This window comes from Paracoccus suum, assembly GCF_003324675.1.
Lineage (GTDB): Bacteria > Pseudomonadota > Alphaproteobacteria > Rhodobacterales > Rhodobacteraceae > Paracoccus > Paracoccus suum.
Genome location: NZ_CP030918.1, coordinates 739,865 through 761,445, shown reverse-complemented (window position 1 = coordinate 761,445; position 21,581 = coordinate 739,865). Strand labels below are relative to the sequence as shown.

Sequence of the window (21,581 nt, the reverse complement as noted above, 5' to 3'; positions counted from 1 at the left end):
CGATAGAACGCCTCATGGCTACCGCTGACCCCATCGCCATTTTCCCTGCTGCCGAACAAGGTGCCGTCGCAGCCTTGGCGCGGCACCTCGCCCTGACCCTCAAGGGCGGCGAGGTCATCCGGCTTGAGGGGCCGCTCGGCGCCGGCAAGACCCATTTCGCCCGCGCCCTTGTCCGCGCGCTTCTGGACAACCCGTGCGAGGATGTCCCGAGCCCCAGCTTCACGCTGGTCCAGACTTACGATCTGCTCAGCGGCGGCAGCCTGTGGCATGTCGACCTGTATCGGCTGGACGGCTCCGAGGGCACGGCAGAACTGGGCCTCGACGATGCCGGACCGGACGACATCAGCCTGATCGAGTGGCCTGACCGCCTCGGCCCCGCGCCTATGGGCGCGCTGACGATCTCGCTGCAGCCCGTGCCGCAGGCGCCCGACCTGCGCGAGGTGACGCTATCCGGCGACGCCGTTCGCTGGGGACCGGCCGCGCGCGCGGCGGAATGCGCGCAGCTGGCCGCCCGCGCCGGCTGGGCCGATGCCCGCGTGGAACCACTGGCGGGCGATGCATCTGCGCGGCGCTACCTGCGCCTGACGCTGCCGCAGGGCAGCGCGGTTCTGATGGATGCCGCGCCCGGCAGTTGCGGGCCGTATCTGCACATGACCGACTGGCTGCGCAGCCGCGGTTTTCACGCGCCCGAGGTGCTGGCGGCCGACACCGCCCGCGGCCTCCTGCTGCTCGAGGATCTGGGTGACAACCTGCTGGCCCGCGCGATCGACGCGCAGCCCGCGCTGGCGCAACCCGCCTATCTGCGCGTCGCCGACCTCCTGGCCGCCTTGCATCGCGAGCCCCCCGCCCCCGAGATTCTGGCGCTAGACGGGCGCGAGTTGGCCCAGCAGGTCGGGCTCTTCGACGAATGGTACGCCCCGGCCGTCGGCGCGGCGCTTGGCGCGGCCGCGCAGGTCGGTCCGGCCATCGCGGAACTGCACGCCGCGCTGGCGAAGGCTCAGCCGCCTGTCACCGCCCTGCGCGATTTCCATGCCGAGAACATCGTCTGGCGCGGCGATGCGCCGCTCGGCCTCCTCGATTTTCAGGACGCGGTCGCGGCCCATCCGGCCTATGACCTCGTCTCGGCCTTGCAGGACCCGCGCCGCGATGTGCCGCCCGAAATCGAGGCTGCCGCCATCGCGCGCTACTGCCAGCAGACCGGCACCGACCCTGACGAATTCGCCGCCGCTTATGCGCTGCTCGGCGCACAGCGCAATCTGCGCATCATGGGAATTTTCACCCGCCTCTGCCTGCGCGATGCAAAGCCGCGTTACCTCGCCTTCATGCCGCGGTGCTGGGGATTGATCGCGCGCAACCTTGCACATCCCGCGCTGGCCCCACTGGCCGAGGCGGTGAGGGCGGTCCCGCCCCCCACCCCCGATCTGGTCGAAAGGATCGCGCAGCGATGCGGCACGATGCGAGAATCGGCGTGAGGCCGGATGCGCTGATGATGTTCGCCGCCGGACGCGGCACGCGCATGGCGCCGCTGACCGACCGGTTGCCAAAGCCGCTGATCCCGGTCGCCGGGCGGCCGCTGATCGACCGCGCCCTCGATCTGGCACGCGCCGGCGGCGCGCGGCGGATCGTGGTCAACACGCATCATCTGGGCGAGCAGATCGCGGACCATATCGCCGGCGCGGCCGACATCGCCCTGTCGCCTGAGGATGAACTGCTGGAAACCGGCGGCGGCTTGCGCCGGGCGCTGCCGCAACTGGGACCGGGGCCGGTGCTGACGCTGAACCCCGATGCCGTCTGGACCGGGCCGAACCCAGTCGCTGCTTTGCGCGCCGCCTGGGATGATGCCCGGATGGACGCGCTGCTGATGCTGGTTCCGCTCGACTGCGCGACCGGCCGGCAAGGCGGCGGCGATTTCAGCCTCGATCCAGAGGGGCGCCTGATCCGCGGCGGCCTGCTGGTCTATACCGGCGCCCAGATCATCCGCCCGGACCGCCTGCCCGAGGTCCCCGAGGCCGTGTTTTCGCTGAACCGCCTGTGGGACCTGCTGATCGCCGGGGATCGCGCCTACGGATTGTTGCACCCTGGCGGCTGGTGCGACGTTGGCCGCCCGGAGGGCATTGCGCTGGCCGAAGGATTGCTCAGGGAAGGAACGCCGTGAAGCTCGGCGGTCTTTACGCGCTGCCCCCGGGGGCGGATTTCGCGGCCGGCGTGGTAGATGGTCTGCTGAAGCGCAACGCCGGCCAGCCCCCCGAGACGCTGGCGCAGGTCACGATCCATGCCAACTCGCTGCGCACGATGAACGCGCTGCGGGCGGCGTTCGAGGCGCGCGGCCCGCTGCTGATGCCCCGCCTGCGCCTGATCGCCGACCTTGGCGACGGTCCGATCGCCGCGCCGCTGGGACGGCGGCTTGACCTCGGCGCGCTCATTTCCGGGCTGGTGGCGCGGCGCCCGGCGCTGGCAGGCGGCCAGGCGGTGCCGGAACTGGCCCGCTCGCTTGCCGGGCTGATGGCCGAGATGCAGTCCGAGGGTTGCCCGCCCGACGTGTTCGACCGCCTGGATGTCGGCGATCACGCCGAGCACTGGCGCCTGTCGCAGGATTTCCTGACGATTGCTGCGCGTTTTGCCCTGACAGGCGATGTGCGCGACCGCGAGGCCCGTCAGCGTGTGGCCGCGGAATGTCTCGCGGCCGATTGGGCCGCTGGCCGCAACCGTCCGGATGGCTCCGTGATTGTCGCGGGCTCGACCGGCTCGCATGGCGCGACCCAGCTGTTCCTGCGGGCGGTGGCCAGCCTGCCGCAGGGCGCGGTGATCCTGCCCGGCTTTGACATGACCCAGCCTCCGGCGGTCTGGTCGGCGCTGGCCGGCAGCGCGGGCGATCATCCGCAGTCCCGCTTCGCGCCCCTCTTGGCCGAGTTTGGCGCCCCTGCACCTTGGACGGATGCCGCGCCGGACCAGGGTCGCAACCGACTGATTTCGCTGGCCCTGCGTCCCGCGCCTGTTACCGACCAATGGATCGCCGAGGGGCCGCGCCTCGGCGATCTGCTGCCCCCCACCGCTGCGCTGACCCTCATCGAGGCGCGGACGCCGCAGGCGGAGGCCGAGGCCATCGCCATCGCCATCCGCGAGGCGGTAGAAGCCGGGCGCCGCGTCACCCTGATCGCTGCCGACCGGCTGCTGACCCGGCGGGTGGCCGCGGCTCTCGACCGTTGGGATCTGGTGGCGGACGACAGCGCCGGCCAGCCGTTGTCGCTGACCGCGCCGGGCATGTTCCTGCGACAGGTCGCGGCGCTGCACGGTCGGCCGCTGACGCTCGATTCCCTGCTGGCGCTGCTGAAAAGCCAGGTCACGGCCAGCGGCACCGGCGCGCCGGGCGACCATCTGCGACTGACGCGTGATCTGGAACTGCACCTGCGCCGCAACGGTCCGGCCTTCCCGACCGGCGATTTCCTGCGCGGCTGGGCCGCGACTGCGGGGCGCGAGGCGTGGGGCGGCTGGCTGGCCGATCTCCTCGACCGGATCGTGCCGCTCGGCACCGACCGTGAGCCCCTGCCGCTGCCGGACCGGCTGGCCCGGCACCGCGCGCTGGCCGAGGCGCTGGCGGCCGGGCCGGGGGGCGATGCTGCGCGCTCCTCGCTCTTTGCCCGCCAGGCGGGCGGGCTGGCGCGCGGCGTTCTCGACCACCTCACATCGCAGGCCGACACCTTGCACTGGCTGACCGCGCGTGATTTCGCCGCCTTGCTGGATGCCGAATTGCAGGCCCAAGCCGTCCGGGCCGAAACGCCGCCCCACCCCCTGATCCGCATCCGTGGCCCGCGCGAGGCGCGCACCGAGGCGACCGGCCTCGTCATCCTCGGCGGGCTGAACGAGGGTAGCTGGCCGCAGGCCCCCGCGCCCGATCCGTGGCTCAGCCGGCAGATGCGCGCGGCGGCCGGGCTGACCCTGCCGGAGCGCGCCATCGGCCTTGCCGCGCATGACTTTCAGCAGGCCGTCGCCGCTGAGGCGGTAATTCTGACGCGGGCCGCGCGCGATGCCGAGGCTGAAACCGTACCTTCGCGCTGGCTGAACCGGCTCGTGAACCTGATGAAGGGATTGCCCGGTCAGAACGGGCCCGCTGCGCTGAAGGCGATGCAGACGCGCGGCCAGCGGTATCTGTCTCTTGCCGAGGAACTGGCCCGCCCCGGGACCGCGATCCCGCCCGCGCCCCGTCCCGCGCCCCGCCCTCCCAGCCCAGCCTTTTCCAGCATCTCTGTCACCCAGGTCGCGACGCTGATCCGCGATCCCTATGCGATCTATGCCAGCGCAGTCCTGCGCCTGCGCCCCCTGCCGCCCCTGCGGCCAGAGGCCGACGCCAGCCTGCGCGGCACCGTATTGCACGAAATCACCCGCCGCTTTCTATCCCCCGCGCCGGCACCGGGAACGCCACCGGATGTGCTGGCGGCCCGCTTCATGGCAATCGCCGATGACGTCCTGGCCCAGCAGGTGCCTTGGCCCTCGGCGCGCGCCTTCTGGATGCACCGCCTTCGGCAGATCGCGCCGCAACTGATGGCGGACGAGGCCGTGCGCCTCGCCGAGGGCCAGCCGATCGTGATCGAGCGCAAGACCCTCTTTGCGGTCCCCCTGCCGGACCCGGCCCTGTCGCTGCGGCTGGTCGCGCAGCCCGACCGGATCGACCTGCTGCCAGGCGGGGCGGCCCGAGTCTATGACTACAAGACCGGCAGCCCGCCGAGCGCCAGGGATATCGAGAGCCACGACAAGCAACTGCCGCTGACGGCGGCGCTGCTGACACGGGGCGCGTTCGTGCCGCCCGGCGCCGCACAGGTCGAGGGCATGGCCTACATCCATCTCGGCGGCAAAGGTATGACAGAGGACCGCACCATGTCCGAGGACGCGGTTGCCGAGACCTGGGACCGCTTTGTCGCCCTGGCGATGCGCTATCTGACTGGGACTGCCGGCTTCACCGCGCGCCGGACCGCGGGCGGCCATGCCTCGGATTATGAGCATCTGTCGCGCGCCGGCGAGTGGGGGCCGGAGACGCTGCCGACCCAGATCGCCCTCGCCCACCCGCCGGGGGCCGCAAATGACTGATGACGCCACCCGCCACCAGATCGCGGCGGCCAATCCGCTCCACTCGATCTGGCTGACGGCCAACGCCGGATCGGGCAAGACGCGGGTTCTGACTGACCGCGTCGCTCGATTACTGCTGTCAGGCACCCCCCCAGAGCGGATCTTGTGCCTGACCTACACCAAGGCCGCGGCCAGCGAGATGCAGATCCGCCTGCTCTCGCGCCTCGGCGGCTGGGCGATGCTGCCGGACGCGCAACTGGTGGCCGAGTTGGAGGCCATGGGGGCGGATGCCAGCGGCGCCGATCTGGCCGAGGCGCGGCGCCTGTTTGCCCGCGCCATCGAGACGCCGGGCGGGTTGAAGGTGCAGACCATCCACGCCTTCTGCGCGGCCATCCTCCGCCGTTTTCCGCTGGAGGCCGGGGTGCCGGTCGGCTTTGCCGAACTGGACGAGCGCAGCGCCGCTCAACTGCGCGCCGATATCATCGAGGAGATGGCCGAGGAAGGCGCGCCCGAGATCGCCGATCTGGTCAGCCTGCATAGCGGGCACGAGCTGGACCGTTTCCTCGCCGCCGTCTCGCGGGCTGAGGCACGCCTGGACACCCCGCTGGACCCGGCGGAGCTGTGGGGCTTTGCCGGCCTGCCTTATCCGTTTGAGCCTGACCACCTGCTGGCCGCGGTGATGACGCCGGGCGATGCGCAATTGCTGGCCGAACTGCAGCCACTGCTGGCGGCCAGCGGCCCCAATGATGCGAAACTGGCAAAGGCGCTGGGGACCGTGGACTGGGACCAGCCCGACCTCGCCGCGCTTGCTGTGCTGGAACATCAGTTGCTGACCGGCAGTGGCGCGAATGAGCCTTTTGCGGCCAAGGTCGGCAAGATCCCGACCAAGGGTCTGCGCGACGGGGCCTGCGCGCATCTGGTGGACCGCTTCGACGACCTGATGCGCCGGGTCAAGGGCGCCCGCCCCCGCCGCCTCGCGCTGGAGTTCTGCCAGCGCACCGCCGCGCTGCACCGCTTCGCCCATGCCTTCACCGCCCGATATGCCGACGCCAAGCGGGCACAGGGCTGGCTGGATTTCGACGATCTGATCGCTCGGGTCGGGTTGCTGCTGTCCTCGGCCTCGATGGCGCAATGGGTCCTGTTCCGGTTGGATGGAGGGATCGACCATATTCTCGTGGACGAGGCGCAGGACACCAGCCCCGAGCAGTGGCTGGTGATCGAGCGTCTGATTGCCGAGTTCACCGCCGGGGAAGGTGCGCGCGAAGCCTCCGGGACCACCGGCCGCACGCTGTTCGTGGTCGGCGATCCCAAGCAGTCGATCTATTCCTTTCAAGGCGCCGACGTTCAGGTGTTTGCCGAGCGCCGCGCGCGCTTTACCCAGGACTTTGCGGCCATCCGGCGGCCGATGCAGCAATCGGCGCTGGAATATTCCTTCCGCTCGTCGCCCGCCGTCCTGGCCTTGGTCGACCGGGTGTTCGAGGGCGACGCGGGCCAGGGTCTCGGCGGCACGATGCGGCACCGGGCCTTCAACACCGGCCAGCCGGGCCGGGTCGATCTGTGGCCTGCCGTGCCGAAAGCCGAGGCGCCGGAGGCGCTGGAGTGGGACGACACCGCCCCCCAGCCTGAGCCGCAATCGGCCGTCGTGCGCCTCTCAGCCGCGATCGCCCGGCAGATCGAAGGGATGCTCGGCACGCCGCTGCGCCATCGGGACGGCTCGGTCCGTCCGATGGTGCCGGGCGATGTGCTGATCCTGGTGCAGCGCCGCAGCGAGGTGTTCCACGACCTGATCCGCGCGCTGAAGGCCGCGCGGCTGCCGGTCGCGGGTGCCGACCGCCTGAAGCTGGCGGCCGAACTGGCGGTGCGCGATCTGCGCGCGGTGCTGTCGGTGCTGGCCACGCCGGAGGACGACCTGTCGCTGGCGGCCGCCTTGCGCTCGCCCTTGTTCGATGTCGACGAGGTCGGGTTGTGGCGGCTGGCCGCTGGCCGGCCGGCGAGTCTGTGGCAGGCGCTGCGCGAGGCGCCGGACGATCTGGGGCCGGGCATCGCCGCGGCACGGGCGCTGATCTCGGACCTGATCGGGGTTTCCGGATTCATGCGCCCGCATGATCTGCTCTCGCGGATGCTGATCCGACACGGCGGGCGCGCCCGGCTGATCGCCCGCCTCGGCCCCGAGGCAGAGGACGGAATCGACGAATTGCTCAGCCAGTCGCTGGCTTACGAGCGCAGTGGTGTGCCAACCCTGACCGGCTTTCTGGTCTGGCTGGGCGAGGACGAGGTCGAGATCAAGCGCAGTCCGGCAAGCGGCGGGGGCGGCCTGATCCGGGTGATGACCGTGCATGGCGCCAAGGGTCTGGAAAGCCCGGTGGTGATCCTGCCGGACACGGCGATGCGCAGAAAGCCGTCGTCTGGAACCGTGCTGCCCTTGGCGAAGCGCCCGGCGGTCCTGCGCCTCAGCAAGGACAGCCGCCCCCCGGTGCTTGCCGAGGCCGTGGCGGCGCACGAGGCGCGCCAGGCCGAGGAGAGCCGGCGCCTGCTCTACGTCGCCCTGACACGTGCGGAAAGCTGGCTCATCATCGCGGCCGCCGGCGAGACGGGCGCGGACACCGACAGCTGGCATGCGATGGTCACGAACGGCTTTCAGGCGACCGCATCGGGGACAGAGGGCAACGCGGGCTTCGCCTGCACCGAACTGCCGGAGATGGTCGAGGGCACCGGCCCGGTTGCTCGCCTCGCCTTTGGTGACTGGCCGGCCGAGGTGACGAAACAGCAACAGGGGGACGCGTCCGATAGCCGCCCCGAGCCCGCGCCCGACTGGCTGCGCCGGCCGCCGCAGGCAACCCCCGCGGCCGATCGCGGGCCGATTGCGCCGACTGCCCTGGGCGGGGCCAAGATCGTTTTCGGGTCGGGGACCTCCGACGCACAGGATGCCGAGGCCGCGATGCTGGCGGGCACCCGCCTGCACCTGCTGCTGGAGCACCTGCCCGACTTCCCGCCCGACGATTGGCCGGACCGCGCGGACGCGCTGCTGGCCTCGGCCGAGGGCGGCCTGCCGACCCCCGAGGCCCGCGCCGACCTTCTGGCCGAGGTGGCCGCGATCCTGTCTGCGCCCGACCTGGCGGCGGTCTTCGCCCCCGCTCCCGGCGACACAGTGCTGCGCGAGGTTGACCTCAGCGCGCCGCTGCCGGGATTGGGCACGCTGTCGGGCAAAGTGGACCGGCTGATCGTCGGCCCCGATCGCATCGTCGTCATTGATTACAAATCGAATGTCGTGGTTCCTGACGCGGCCGAGGCCACCCCGCCCGGCATCCTGCGGCAGATGGCGGCCTATCGCGCGGCCCTGCGGCTGATCTGGCCGGACCGACCGGTCGAGGCGGCGGTCCTGTGGACGCGTGCCCGCCTGCTGGTGCGGCTCGACGATGCTCTGCTGGACCGCGCCATGACGGGCGCCGTTGCCGCCTTGGCCGCAGGTGGGCCGGTGGGTTGACCATGGTCAGGTCCGATCTTAGCTCTGACCCGAACGGATGATATCAGGAGAGTGCCGATGGCCACCCAAGCCGTGACCGATGCCCAATTTGACGCCGAAGTCCGCAAGTCCGCGACCCCCGTGGTCGTCGATTTCTGGGCGCCTTGGTGTGGACCCTGCCGTCAGATCGGCCCGGACCTCGAGGCGCTGTCCGATGAATATGGCGACCGCGTCAAGATCGTGAAGATCAACGTGGACGAGAACCCCGAGGCCCCGGCCGAGTTGGGCGTGCGCGGCATCCCCGCGCTCTTCGTCTTCAAGGACGGCCAGGTTGTCGGCAGCAAGACCGGCGCCGCGCCCAAGGCAGCGCTGAAAAGCTGGATCGACGGAGCAATCTGAGAACGCCAGTACAGACAGGGGCGCGGCATCACTTGGTGCCGCGCCCTTTTCCATGACGGCCGGGAAACCTAAGTCGGCGGGCAGGCAGAATGAGGACGGACATGGCCGAGGACAGGTTTCCGGGTTGGCACGGCACGACGATCATCGCCGTGCGCCGCGGCGGCAAGGTGGTGGTCGCGGGCGACGGGCAGGTCAGCGTCGGCCAGACAGTGATGAAGGGTACGGCCCGCAAGGTGCGCCGCCTCTCGCCCGGCGGGCACGAGGTCGTGGTCGGCTTTGCCGGCAGCACCGCCGATGCCTTCACCCTGCTGGAACGGCTGGAAAAGAAGCTTGAGGCAGCGCCCGGCCAGTTGCAGCGCGCCTGCGTCGAGTTGGCCAAGGACTGGCGCACCGACAAGTACCTGCGCAACCTCGAGGCGATGCTGCTGGTGACCGACGGCGCGCAACTCTACGTCGTCACCGGCGCCGGCGACGTACTGGAGCCGGAGCATGACGTGGCCGCCATCGGCTCGGGCGGGAACTTCGCCCTCGCCGCGGCGCGCGGACTGATGGAGGGCGAGGCCGATGCTGAGACCGTCGCACGCAAGGCGATGGCCATCGCGGCCGACATCTGCGTCTACACCAACGGCAATCTGACGGTCGAGGCGATCGGCGCGCCCTGACGCCAGCCGATCCCGCCCGCTGACCACCGGGCACCCACAACGGAGTTTTCGATGACCGACCTGACCCCGCGCGAGATCGTGTCAGAGCTTGACCGCTTCATCATCGGCCAGGCCGAGGCCAAGCGCGCCGTGGCCGTCGCCATGCGCAACCGCTGGCGCCGCCAGCAACTGGGCGACGACCTGCGCGACGAGGTTTATCCCAAGAATATCCTGATGATCGGCCCGACCGGCGTCGGCAAGACCGAGATCAGCCGCCGCCTCGCCAAGCTGGCGCGCGCGCCCTTCATCAAGGTGGAGGCGACCAAGTTCACCGAGGTCGGCTATGTCGGCCGCGATGTCGAGCAGATCGTGCGCGACCTGGCCGATGCCGCCATCGTCGAGACCCGCGAGCGGATGCGCGACGAGGTTCGCGCCCGCGCCCATGCCGCGGCGGAGGACCGCGTCCTCGCCGCCCTGACCGGCGAGAATGCGCGCGAGGGCACGCGCGAGATGTTCCGCAAGAAGCTGAAAAGCGGCGAGCTGGACGATACCGTGATCGAGCTGGAACTGGCCGACACCTCGAACCCGCTGCAGGGGCTGGACATGCCGGGGATGCCGGGCGGGCAGATCGGCGGCATGATGGACCTGTCGGGCCTGATGAAGGCTTTTGGCGGCCGGCGGGTCAAGCGTAAGGTCACGGTGTCCGAAAGCTATGATCTGCTGTTGGCCGAGGAAGCCGACAAGCTGCTGGATGACGATGCGATAAAGGCGGCCGCGCTGCAGGCGGTGCAGGAGAGCGGCATCGTCTTTATCGACGAGATCGACAAGGTCTGCGCCCGCGGCGATTCGCGGGGCGGCGAGATCAGCCGCGAGGGCGTGCAGCGCGACCTGCTGCCGCTGATCGAGGGCACCACGGTCAGCACCAAATACGGCCCGGTCAAGACCGACCACATCCTGTTCATTGCGTCAGGCGCGTTCCACGTCGCGAAACCCAGCGACCTGTTGCCCGAACTGCAGGGCCGCCTGCCGATCCGGGTCGAGCTGAAGCCGCTGACCGAGGGCGACTTCGTTCGCATCCTCACCGACACCGACAACGCCCTGACGCGCCAGTATACAGCGCTGATGCAGACCGAGGGCGTCACCGTCAGTTTCACCGCGGAGGGGATCGCCGCCCTGGCCCGCATCGCCGCCGAGGTAAACCGCAGCGTCGAGAACATCGGCGCCCGCCGCCTCTACACCGTTATCGAGCGCGTGTTCGAGGAGCTGAGCTTTACCGCCCCTGACCGTTCGGGCGAGGCGGTGACGCTCGATGCGGATTTCGTCGAAAAGCATCTGGGCGATCTCAGCCGGTCGGCGGATCTGTCCCGTTACGTGCTCTGAACGGAACCGCCGGGCAGGTGCGCGGTTGAGGCGCGAGCCATCGGATATAAAGGACTGACCATGTTCAATTCTTCCTGGGGCATCGGCGGGATCATCCTGTTTGCCCTTGATGTCTGGGCGATCGCCTCGATCATCAATTCCGACGCCGCCGGCCGCTCCAAGGTCATCTGGACGCTGGTGGTTGCGATCTTGCCGGTTGTTGGCCTGATCGCGTGGTGGCTGATGGGGCCGAAGGCAAACTATAACAACAGGGTCTGACCGCGATATTATGCGCGCCGATCTCAAAACCCCCGCCGGCGGCGGGGGTTTTCATTTGCGCAGGTAGACGTAGTAGGCGCCCTCGCCCCCGTGACGGAAATGCGCGGGTGTCACCTGCTGCACCACCCGCCCTAACGGCGCGCGGCCCAGCCACATCGGCACATGATGGCGCAGCGCGCCGGGCCGCACGGGCAGCGGCGCGTCTACACCTCCCGCCTTTCCCTTGCCGGTGATAACCAGCACCAGCCTGCGCCCGGCGCTGTGCTGGGCCAGAACGAAACGCTCCAACACCGGCTGGGCGATGGCCAAGGTCATGCCGTGCAGGTCGATCCGCGCCTCGGGGGCCAGTTTGCCGCGCGACATGCGTCGGTGGGTGCGGTGGTCCATCGCCACCGGCACCGAGGCGAGGGCCTCGGCCGGGGTCGGGGCCAGACTGGCGGTTGCGCGGGGCGGCTTGACGGCCTGGCCGATGCGGAACGGCTGCATCGAGAAGCGAGGCGCATCGGGGATGGGGAGGGCGGGTTTCGCCTGCCCCTGTGCCGGTAGAACCGCAGTCGGCTTGAGTTCGGACGCTGTTAGCGGCGCATAGTTGCGGCGGACCTGGCCCGGCAAGGGTGCAGCGCTCGCCGCCACCTGCGACCAAAGCCGGCGATCCTCGTCGCTGACGCCGCCGCGCCTGCGGGACAACGCCGCGCCTCAGCCGGTCGCGACGAGGCGCCAGTTCGGGTCGCTGGCCCCCATCGAGCGAGCAAAGGTCCAGGTGTCGCGCTGCTTGCGCGACGCCTTGGGATCGCCCTCGATCACCGTGCCTGAGGCGTCCTTGATCGCAACGATCATCTCGCCGACAAATCGGACCGTGATCTCGGCCTCGCCGCTGGCCTGGTCGAACTGGGCCGCAGCCAGCGAGGTCTCACGCGTGCCGAGGAACTGGGCGTCCACCGCCTCGCCGCGCTCGCGCCGGCCGTCGATCACCGACTGCAGCGCCTCGGCCACCGGCGGGGCCAGAAAGGGGCGCACCTCGGACAGATCGCCGCGCTCGAACGCCATCAGGATCATCTCATAGGCTTGGCGCGCCCCGGACAGGAAATCGCCGACCCCGAACGACGGCTCGGCACGCTTCATCGCGGCGAGGGCATCGGCGTTGGGCGTCCCGGCCTCGACGTGGTCGGACACGTCGCTGTCATCCTCGGTCGCGGTGCCTTCGATCACCTCGAAGCGGCGCGCGGCGGGCACTTGATCCGGCGCAGGGCTTTCGAAGCCGTCGCGGGTTCCCAGCACGCCGCGCAGCCGCAGGATCAAAAAGACTGCGATCCCGGCAAGAACGAGCAGTTGCAGCATCGGGCTGTTGAACATGACGGGTTCCTGGTCTGGCAAAGCTGGATCATCGCTTTATGTAGGTAGGACGCGGGTCCAAGTCCAGTTGCCCGCCGCCTGATGAAGGAGGGGCGCGATGCCGCTGCTGTTGATTTTCGTGATCCTGCCGCTGGTCGAGATCGCCTTGTTCGTGCAGGTCGGCGGCCTGATCGGCCTGTGGCCGACGCTCGCAATCGTCATCGGCAGCGCTTTTCTGGGCAGTTGGCTGCTGCGCCGACAGGGCGCCCGGGCCATGACCGATGTGCAGCGCGCCTTGGGCGAGATGCGCGATCCCTCGGCCCCGCTGGCGCATGGCGCGCTGACCATGCTGGCGGGGGTGCTGTTGATACTGCCGGGCTTTCTGACAGATACACTCGGCCTGCTTCTGCTGATCCCTCTCGTGCGCACGGCCATGATGCGGGCCATGGGCCGGCGCATCCGCGGCGGCCGAGCGCGCGCCGGTTTTCCCGGCGAGGCTGCGGTCCACCGCTATGGCCGCGGCGCGGTGATCGACGCCGAATATGTCGAGGAGGTGGACCCCGCCCCCACCGCCGGACCCCAAAGCCGCCCGAGCGGCACTGCCAGCACTCGTCCGCACGGGCCTTCGGGCTGGACCCGCGGACCCGAGGCGCATTGAAGCAGGCAGCGGCGCGGTCTAAAAGCGCCCAGACCGAAGGATCAGGAGCCGCGTGATGAGCGACGACAGCCAGCCCAAGAACAATGGCCCCCAGAACGACGGCCCGCAGAACGGGGGATCCGCCGCCAACGGCTCGGCCCCCGCGCAGGCCGACACGCAGGTGCGCCTGCAGATTCTCGCGCAGTACATCCGCGATCTCAGCTTCGAGAATGTGGTCGCGCAGCGCGGCGTTTCCAGCGCCGAGGTCACGCCCGAGATTACCGTTCAGGTCAGCCTCGACGCCCGCAAGCGCGAGGCCGAGCACCAGTACGAGGTGATCACCAAGTTCAAGATCAACTCGGCCAATGGCGCGGACAAGGGCGCACCGCTGTTCCTGTGCGAGGTCGACTACGGCGGCGTGTTCCATATCGAGGGCGTGCCCGAGGATCAGCTGCACCCGTTCCTGATGATCGAATGCCCGCGCCTGCTGTTCCCGTTCGTGCGGCGCATCATCTCGGATCTGACGCGCGATGGCGGCTTCCCGCCGTTCAACATGGACGTGGTGGATTTCGTCGCCCTCTACCGCCAGGAAATCGCCCGCCGCGCCCAGGCCGAGCGTCCCGCCGACCAGCCGTTGAGCTGACACTTGGCCGCCACGCGGACCGCTGCCAAGACCCCGCCACGGGCGTGGCAGCGGATGCTCTCCGGGCGGCGGCTCGACCTGCTCGACCCTTCGCCCCTGGATATCGAGGTCGCGGACATCGCCCACGGGCTGGCGTTCGTGGCCCGATGGAACGGGCAGACGCGCGGCGACTGGCCGTATTCCGTTGCCGAACATTCGCTGCTGGTCGAGGCGCTGTTGCAGCGCGCGCGGCCGAACTGGCCGGTCAGCTGGCGGCTGGCGGCGCTGCTGCATGATGCGCCGGAATATGTCTTGGGCGACATGATCTCGCCTGTGAAGTCCGCGATTGGTCCCAGCTATGCCGAGCTGGATGCGCGCCTCAGCGCCGCGGTTCACCGCCGCTTCGGTATCCCCGCGGCCCTGCCCGCCGAGGCGAAACGCGCCATCAAGCGCGCCGACCGCGTATCCGCCTGGCTTGAGGCGATGCAGATCGCGGGCTTTGCCCGGGCCGAGGCCGACCGGCTGTTCGGCCGCCCGCCACAAGGCTGGCTTGATGCCGAGACGACCATCACCCTGCGCCCCCCGGCAGAGGCGCGCGATGCCTATCTCGCCCGGTTCGAGACGCTGATCGCGTCGGACTGACTGCGGCGCGGCAATCCCTTGCCCCAGCGGGATTGCCGCGGCTCAGTAGTCCTTTTCGTAATACAGCCCCAGGGTGCTCTCGCCCTCGTTGTCGACCGAACCGCGCGCCGTCAGCGCCTTGGTCACGTCGAGGTTGAGGTTCAGCTTGGTCTTGCCGTCGCCGCCGACCGCGACATCGGTGTAGACCTTGTCGGTGATGTATTTTCCGGCACGGACGGTGACGTTGCCCTCGGCATCTGTGGCAAGGTCCAGGTCATCCAGCCCGATTTGGTTGCGCAGTTTGCTGACGATGCCCTCGCCGCCGCGCCCGGCCAGGACCGCGACCGCGTTCGCCAGTTGCGCTGCCTGCAGCGGGCTGATGTTGTCCAGCCCGCGGCCGAACAGCAGTTGCGATAGGACTTCTTCCTCCGGCATGTCCGGGATCGAGCTGAACTTGATCTTGGGATCGTTCGCTTCGCCCTCGATCGAGATGATGGTGGTGATGCTGTCCTGCTCGGTCTGGGCGATCAGGCGGATCACCGGCACCAAGCTGCCCTGCAACTCGACCAGACCCTCGGTCAGATCAAACCGCTTGCCCAACAGGTCGACGCGGCCCCGGATCAGCTGGAAAAAGCCGATCGGAACGACGTTGCGAGCGTTGCCGGTCAGCCGGATCGAGCCGCCGAACTCGGCATCGACACCGCGGCCGCGCAGGAACACCTGGTTTGGCGCGTCGATGGTGATGTCCAGCTTGGCGACGACCGTAGGCGGCGTCGCGGGCGGGCCGGCGAGTCCGGCCTCGCGGCTTTCTGCGCCAGGATAGGGGGTCAGGCCGGCCTTGGCGCGGGTTGCGCGGACCGGCGGGCGGTCGCCCAGATGGGTGATCTGCGGAATGCCCTTGGCCCCGCCGAGGCCGGTCGAAGGGATGCGGATCTCGGTCCGGTCCAGCGTCAGCCGACCGGCGATCAGCGGCCCGGCGGCGAGGTTGCCGCTGACCGTCAGCGTCCCGCTGGCCGCCGTCTGGTAGAGGTTCGGATCGCGGATCGCCGCGTCGTTCAGCCGGACCGTCAGGTTGATCGGGCGCGTGCCCTCCAGCCCGATGCGGCCATCGACTGCCAGCGAGCCGCCGTCGGCGAGGTTGCCGCCGCCGTCGATGCTGATGCCGCCACCGCCAAGTTCGGCGTTGAGGCGCAGCGCCTCGATCCGGACCCCGAGTTTGGGGTCGGACAGCCGCGCCGAAGGAAGGCTGATGCGGCCCGACAGCGCCTGCAACGAGGGCTTGCCGTTCAGGTGCAGGTCAAAGTTCACCGGCCCCTCGACCGAGCGCACGCGTAGGAAGGGGTTGGCGATAGCGGCGTCGCTGGTGCCGTTCGCGCGGATATCGACGGTCGAGAAATCCTGCGCGGCGGTACCGGCGATCTTGGCTTTCGTGCCGCCGGGGGCGGTCACGTCCAGATCGAGCCCGATCTGCGAGCCGTTCCGTCGCACCGTGCCGCGCGCCTCGGCCGCGCCCGGAAAGCCGGGTGCCAGCAGGGCGAGGTCGGCCAGCCGCGCATCGACCCGGATGCCCGAGGCAAGCGCGCCTTCGGCCGTCAGGCTCAGTTGCGGGTTGCGTGCGGTCAGGCGCTGGATCGTCAGGTTCTGTCCGGCCCGCGTCGCCGCCACGTCAAAGCTGGTGGTGCCGGCCAGCAGCGGGTCGGCCTTGGCATTGCCAATGGCAAGGCCGCGCCCCTCGCCCTTGGCCGTCAGGCTGAGGTTGGTGCCCTGCTGGCGGACGCTGCCCTCGGCATTGATGCCCCCGCGCAACCCGCGCCCGAGGAAGGCGAGGCTGTCGGCGCGCAAGTTGCCGGAAATATCCGTCGCGCCCCCGCCCACCGTGCCACTTGCATCGGCCTTTAGGCGCGGGTTGTCGATCACCGCACGCTCCAGCGTCACCACGCCGCTGCGCTCGACCCCGGCGATATCGAACCGGGTCTCGCCGCGCAGAGCGGCATCGACCTGGGTCTGGCCAAGCGACAGATCGCGGCCCGTTCCCTTGACGGTAAAGTTGCGGGCCCCCGTGTTGTCTTGTTTCAGGGTGGCGTCGGCTTCGATCGCGCCGCGATAGCCCGCACCCAGCGGCGCCAATGAGGGCATCGCAAGATGCGCCCGCGCGTCGGTGCCGGCCTTGCCGACGGTGCCCTCGGCTGTGACGCTGGCTTGCGGGTTCTTGATCTCGGCGTTCTCGATGGTGAAGAGGCCATCGCGCTCGACCGCCCGAACATCCACCGCGGTCTCGCCCTTCAGCGCGCCATCAAGCTGCGGCTGGCCAAAGGCGAGATCGCGCCCGGTGCCGGTGACCGCCAGCCGCCGCGCGCCGGTACCGTCGTCGCGAAAGCTGCCGTCGATGTTCGCGGAGCCGCCCCAGCCACGCCCGAACGGCGCCAGCGAGGCGATCTGCGCGTGGCCGGTCAGGTCGGTGCCGTCTGGCCCCAGATGGCCCTGCGCGGTGACCTGGGCCTGCTCGTTGATGATCTCGGCCTGCTGGATGGCGAATCCCTTGCCGTCCGCCTGCTGGTCGGCCTTCAACACCAGCCGCGTCGTCCCGGTCAGGGCGGCATCGGCCTGCGCCTGACCCAGCGACAGGTCTTGCCCGGTCCCGCTGATGTCGATGTGCCGGCCGCCCGCGCCATCATCGGAGACCTTGCCCGCCAGATCGAGCGACCCGCGCCAGCCCCGGCCAAAGGCGGCCAGCGACTTGATCGCCAGCTTGCCGTCCAGCGCCGTGCGGTCCTTGCCGATCGGGCCGGAGACATTGGCCGTCAACTGATCGTTCGCCACGTCCAGCCGGTCGACCTGAATTTGCTCGCCCGTTTGCGTTGCATCGAGGTCGAACCGGGTCGTCCCGGTCAGCGCCTCGCCCACATCCGCCGTGCCAAAGCGCAGCCCGTCGCCGGTGCCGTTCAGCGACAGCTTGCGGGTGCCGTCGGCCTCGGTCACGCGGCCCTTGGCGGCCAGGTTGCCCGCCCAGCCGGGCTGGATGTCGCCCAGGTTGGCGACGGTTACGTCCAGCGTCGCGTCCATCTGGCCCGGTGTCAGGTTGCCTTGGCCGGCGATCGTCAGCTGCGGGTTCGCCAGCCGCGCCGTCTTCAGCAGCATCGCGCCGTTTTCCTGATGCGCCAGCACCGCGACATCGGTCTTGCCCTTCAGCGCCCCGTCGAGGGCGGCGATCCCGGTCGACAGGTCCATCGCTTGCCCGTTCACCGTGACCTGGCGCGCGCCGGCCGGACCGGTCAGCGTCGCCTCGGCCTCGAGGCTGCCGCCAAAGGCGGGGTCGACCTCGGTCAGCGAGGTCAGGCGGACATTGGCCTTCACGTCGCTGGAGTTGGTGGCCAGCAGGCCGCGCGCATCAGCGGTCAGACGTTGGCCGCTGACCGTGAACTCGCGCAGGTTGATGCCGTTCTCGTCCCGGCGGGCGCTGGCAACGATGGTGGCATCGCCCGCCAGCAGCCGGTCCAACTGCGGCTGGCCGAGGTGCAGGTCGGTGCCGACCAGCCTGGCCGTCGCGTCAAAGCCGCGCCCGAGGACGGCGTATTGGCCGCTGACATGGCCGGTGGCCTTGCCCGTCATATCGCGCCCGGCAATGCCCGACAGGCGCGCGAGATCGTCATAGCGCGCGTCCAGCTCGGCCGCGACGGTGATGCCGGTCGCCAGACCGTTGATCGCCAGGTTGCCGTTCAGGCCGTAGTCGGCGCCGGCGATGTCGAGGTTGTCGAGTGTGACCGCCTGACCCGGGGACCAGTTGAAGTCGCTGACCCCCTTGAGGGTCGGGCCGATGGCGCTGGCAAGGCCGGGATCGGTCGGGGCGATACCCTGGGTGTCGAAGGTGATCTTGCCGCCCACCATTTTCAGCTCGCCGGCCGCGAGCGTCACGGTGCCCCCGCCATCCAGGTTGACCGCCGCGATGCTCAGCGCCTGCTGGGCGAAATCCTTGAGGTTGCCTTTCAGCGTCCAGCCCGAGCCCTTGGCCGCGTCATAACCCAACTGCAGCTGGCCGCCGTTGACGGTGATCGGCGTGCCGGTGGTCGGCAGACGTACCGGCAGTTGCGTGGCGCCGGCATCGGCCCCGAGCTTGAGTGTCAGGGCGGCCGTGGTCGGCGCGCCCTGGGCGTTCGCGGCGAAGGTGCCCGAGACGTCCAGCGCCTCGGTCTTGACCGATAGAACCGGCACGTTCAGCCTGCCGTCGTCGCCGCGCCAGCCTTCGGCCATCAGCTGCGATTTCGCGCCAAAGAAGGCGCGTTGGGCGGGCGGCACAAAGGCTGCGACATCGCCGCCGATGTTCACCTTGAAGCTGCGGCCGGACATGCCGTCGGCGGCAGCCTCGGCCTTGACGGCCACGGTGCCGGTGATGCGCGGCTGGCCGTCGCTCGCGAGGGCGATGTCCGCCGCGAAATCGGACAGCGGCCCCTCGCCCTTGATCTCGGCCTTGACCGCCGGGCGACCTTCCAGCTTGATAAGGTTGACGAAAATGCCGCCGGCGTCCTCGTCCAGCGTGGTGTCTATGCGCAGGACCTGCGTTTCGTTGGAATAGTTGGCATCAACGGCGAACACGCCGCGCTTGCCGTCCACGCGGTTGATGGCCAGCTTTGCCGCGCCCTCGCCGCCCTTCAGGCTCATGGCGCCGTCGATACTGATCGAGGCGGCCTCGCCCATCACTGGCGCCCCGATGTTCACACGTTGGGCGGCGATATGCTGGATGTCGACGCCGACCGGCAGTTTGGGCAGGCTGAAGCTGCGGGCCTCGGCCTTGGGGGCGTCCTCCTCGGCCTTGGGCAGGCGCGGCAGTTCGATGGTTTCGGCCGAAAGCTCGGCGATCTCGACCCGGCGGGCCAGCAGCGCGCTGCGGTTCCACTGGATGGCGCCGTTGTGCAGGGTCAGCCACACGCCATCGGCATCGGCGATGGTGATCTGATCGAAGGTCGCACGCGAGCTGAGGGCTCCGCGAAACCCCTCGAGACGCACCTCGCGGCCGGCGCCGCTGAGGTTGCGTTCCAGAAAGCGGGTGATGAAGCCGCCGTCGTCCGCGACCTCCTGGCTGATGGAGGCCGGGTCCCGCGGCGCGTCCTGCGCAGGGGTGGCAGGGACGGGGGCGCCTGGGGCGTTCTGGGCGGACGCGATGATCGGCTGAAGCGCCAGCAGGCAGATCATCGGCAGCAGGCGCAGGCGGTTGAGAATACGCATCAGAATGCCTGCCCGAGTCCAAGGTAAAGTTGCACGCCTTTGCCGGTGTCCGGCTCGCTCTTCAGCGGCGCCGCGACGTCGAGGCGGATCGGTCCGATGGGGGTCAGATAGCGCACGCCGACGCCGGCGCCCGACTGCCACCCACTGCTGCCCTTGAAGCTGCTGTCGGCCCAGACGCGACCGGCATCGGCAAAGGCGACGAGGCCGATCTTTTCGCGCACCTGGAAGCGGGTCTCGGCGTTGATGACGGCCAGCGACATGCCGCCGGTCTTGATAGGACCGTCGGGGCCGGGGATCACCTCGGCGCCGAGGGATTCGAACGGCTGCCCGCGGACCGTTCCGCCACCGCCGGAATAGAACAGGTAATCGCGCGGCGTCTCGGCAATCTCGGGGCCCAGGACAGTGCCGAGGCGCGCGCGCCCGGCAAACGTAAGCCGGTCGTCCTTGCCGACGCTGTAGTAGCTGCGCCCCTCGAGGACCGCCCGCAGGCCCGAGCCGGTGTCGCCCAGCCCGACAAAGGGCGTCAACTCGCCGCTGAGCCAGTAGCCTTTCTTCGGATCGGTATCGACGTCGCGCTTGTCATAGATGCCGGTGACCGGCAGGGCGATGGTGCGGAAATTCGTGGTCCCGCTGTCGTCCGTGACCTTCTGGAACCGGTATTCCAGGCGGATGCCGCCGGTCAGGTTGTCGTTGCGGTAGTAATCGAGGCCGATGCCGGCAAAGGCGCTGTCGCTGTCATAGTCTTCCTCGCGCATGCGGGCGACACCGGCGGCGACATATGCGGTCAGGTCGCGGGCGAAGGTTGCCGGCCGCTCAAGGCGGATGTTGGCTTGCGCGTCCTGGCCGCTGGTCCCCGAGCCGATGTCCGACACCTTGCCGTCGATCCGCAGCCGCTCTGCCCCGCCCCACAGGTTGCGGTGCATCCAGTAGCCCGAGATCGCGGCCCCGTCCTTGTTCGAGATCTCGGCCCCGCCGCCGATGCGGCGCGGTTTTTGCTCGACCACGGTCAGGTCAACATCCAGCGTGTTCCCGTCCCGGAGGCGGTCGACCTCGGCCAAGGTGATGGCCGAGAACACGCCCGAGCGGCGCAAGCGCTTGCGCACCGCCTCAAGGTCCTCGGGGTCGAACTGGTGGCCAGCGGGAAAGCCCGCAATCTCGCGCAAGCGCTTTTCGCGCAGGCGTTCGAGGCCGGAGACATTCATCTGGCCAAAGGTGACCAGCGGTCCCGGTGCCAGCGAGATGCGCGAATCGACCTTGCGGGCAGGGTGGTCGGCCGTGATGTCGGTTTCTTGCAGGTCGGCCTTGGCGTGGCCGGCATCCCGCCAGCCCGCGACCCCGGCGGTAGCGGCGGCCTTGATCGTGCCGGTGCCCGCAACCTCGCCCAGGCGGTATTCCGGCGGGATCTTGGTCTTGCCTTGCGCGATCGGGCCGATATCGGCGCGTGAGAAATGGAACTGCTGGCCGGGCGAGATGGCGACAACCACCTGCGCGACATTTTCGGGCGCGTCGAGCGGTGCGATCTGCGCCGCCTCGCGACCGTCCAAGGTTATGTTGATGACGGCGTCGTAATAGCCCTCGTCATACAGGTTTCCCAGCAAACGCGCGTAATCGGCGCGCGCCGCCGCCAGGATGTCCTGCCCGGTATAACGCTTGTCACGCAGCGAGCCGGTCAGCAGCGAGCCGTTGCGCAGCGTTTTCTCCAGCGTCTTGTCGTCGCCCGAGATGTTGAAGGTCAGCTTGACCGGGCTGCCCTCGCCCGCATCGCGGTCACCGAACAGGCCCGAAAACGGCGAGGAGGACTGCGACGCCGCAACGCCGCCCCAAGTCACCGCCGCAAGGGCAACTGCGCCCGCTGCAAGCCATCTGCCCATCCGCCTGCCCTCGTTTTCGCCCGTGTGCCCGCGCTTTGATTTGTTATCGCAGCATCACCAAGCAAAATAAAGCGGC

15 protein-coding genes are annotated in these 21,581 nt (G+C 69.5%); 11 read left to right on the top strand and 4 right to left on the bottom strand.

Features of this window, described 5'->3' with window-relative positions:
• Positions 1-14: 14 nt before the first annotated feature.
• The 8 genes from tsaE (at position 15) to DRW48_RS03605 (ending at position 11,202) form a co-directional block, all read left to right on the top strand.
• On the top strand, positions 15-1,472 hold the full coding sequence (tsaE, locus tag DRW48_RS03640) for a tRNA (adenosine(37)-N6)-threonylcarbamoyltransferase complex ATPase subunit type 1 TsaE (protein WP_114075229.1): 1,458 nt from the start codon (positions 15-17) through the stop codon (positions 1,470-1,472).
• Between the two features lie 14 nt (positions 1,473-1,486).
• Positions 1,487-2,155, top strand: coding sequence for a nucleotidyltransferase family protein (locus DRW48_RS03635; RefSeq protein WP_241963363.1), 669 nt, complete (start codon positions 1,487-1,489; stop codon positions 2,153-2,155).
• Complete coding sequence (locus DRW48_RS03630; protein ID WP_114075227.1) at positions 2,152-5,082, top strand: PD-(D/E)XK nuclease family protein; 2,931 nt, start codon at positions 2,152-2,154, stop codon at positions 5,080-5,082. Before DRW48_RS03635 ends, DRW48_RS03630 begins: the two co-directional genes overlap by 4 nt.
• Positions 5,075-8,545 (top strand): double-strand break repair helicase AddA, encoded by a 3,471-nt coding sequence (gene addA / locus DRW48_RS03625; RefSeq protein ID WP_114075226.1) that lies wholly within the window; start codon positions 5,075-5,077, stop codon positions 8,543-8,545. The genes DRW48_RS03630 and addA overlap by 8 nt, the downstream gene beginning before the upstream one ends.
• Before the next feature lie 57 nt (positions 8,546-8,602).
• A complete protein-coding gene (gene trxA / locus DRW48_RS03620; RefSeq protein WP_114075225.1) occupies positions 8,603-8,923 on the top strand; it encodes a thioredoxin in 321 nt (106 codons plus the stop codon).
• A 101-nt stretch (positions 8,924-9,024) separates the two neighbouring features.
• Positions 9,025-9,585 (top strand): ATP-dependent protease subunit HslV, encoded by a 561-nt coding sequence (gene hslV / locus DRW48_RS03615; RefSeq protein WP_114075224.1) that lies wholly within the window; start codon positions 9,025-9,027, stop codon positions 9,583-9,585.
• A 51-nt stretch (positions 9,586-9,636) separates the two neighbouring features.
• Positions 9,637-10,944 (top strand): ATP-dependent protease ATPase subunit HslU, encoded by a 1,308-nt coding sequence (hslU, locus tag DRW48_RS03610; RefSeq protein ID WP_114075223.1) that lies wholly within the window; start codon positions 9,637-9,639, stop codon positions 10,942-10,944.
• A gap of 60 nt (positions 10,945-11,004) precedes the next feature.
• Positions 11,005-11,202, top strand: a complete 198-nt coding sequence (locus DRW48_RS03605) for a PLD nuclease N-terminal domain-containing protein (protein WP_114075222.1) — start codon at positions 11,005-11,007, stop codon at positions 11,200-11,202.
• Between the two features lie 51 nt (positions 11,203-11,253).
• Here the strand turns inward: DRW48_RS03605 and DRW48_RS03600 are convergent, their stop codons facing one another.
• Together DRW48_RS03600 and DRW48_RS03595 are read right to left on the bottom strand one after the other, a co-directional pair.
• Entirely contained in the window at positions 11,254-11,889 is a 636-nt protein-coding gene (locus DRW48_RS03600) for a Smr/MutS family protein (protein ID WP_114075221.1), read from the bottom strand.
• A 9-nt stretch (positions 11,890-11,898) separates the two neighbouring features.
• Entirely contained in the window at positions 11,899-12,555 is a 657-nt protein-coding gene (locus DRW48_RS03595; protein ID WP_114075220.1) for a Tim44/TimA family putative adaptor protein, read from the bottom strand.
• 97 nt (positions 12,556-12,652) lie between these two features.
• On the opposite strand from DRW48_RS03595, the gene DRW48_RS03590 reads away from it, so the two are divergent.
• From DRW48_RS03590 to DRW48_RS03580, 3 genes are read left to right on the top strand one after another with little or no spacing between them, the layout of a single operon-like run.
• Positions 12,653-13,192 (top strand): FxsA family protein, encoded by a 540-nt coding sequence (locus DRW48_RS03590; RefSeq protein ID WP_114075219.1) that lies wholly within the window; start codon positions 12,653-12,655, stop codon positions 13,190-13,192.
• Between the two features lie 55 nt (positions 13,193-13,247).
• Complete coding sequence (gene secB / locus DRW48_RS03585; protein WP_114075218.1) at positions 13,248-13,814, top strand: protein-export chaperone SecB; 567 nt, start codon at positions 13,248-13,250, stop codon at positions 13,812-13,814.
• Positions 13,815-13,868: 54 nt separating this feature from the next.
• Positions 13,869-14,435, top strand: a complete 567-nt coding sequence (locus DRW48_RS03580) for an HD domain-containing protein (RefSeq protein WP_114075217.1) — start codon at positions 13,869-13,871, stop codon at positions 14,433-14,435.
• Positions 14,436-14,477: 42 nt separating this feature from the next.
• Here the strand turns inward: DRW48_RS03580 and DRW48_RS03575 are convergent, their stop codons facing one another.
• Entirely contained in the window at positions 14,478-19,634 is a 5,157-nt protein-coding gene (locus tag DRW48_RS03575; RefSeq protein ID WP_114075216.1) for a translocation/assembly module TamB domain-containing protein, read from the bottom strand.
• The gene (locus DRW48_RS03570) at positions 19,634-21,505 is read right to left on the bottom strand and encodes an autotransporter assembly complex protein TamA (RefSeq protein WP_114075215.1); all 1,872 of its coding nucleotides are present in this window, start codon (positions 21,503-21,505) and stop codon (positions 19,634-19,636) included. Before DRW48_RS03570 ends, DRW48_RS03575 begins: the two co-directional genes overlap by 1 nt.
• Positions 21,506-21,581 lie beyond the last annotated feature (76 nt).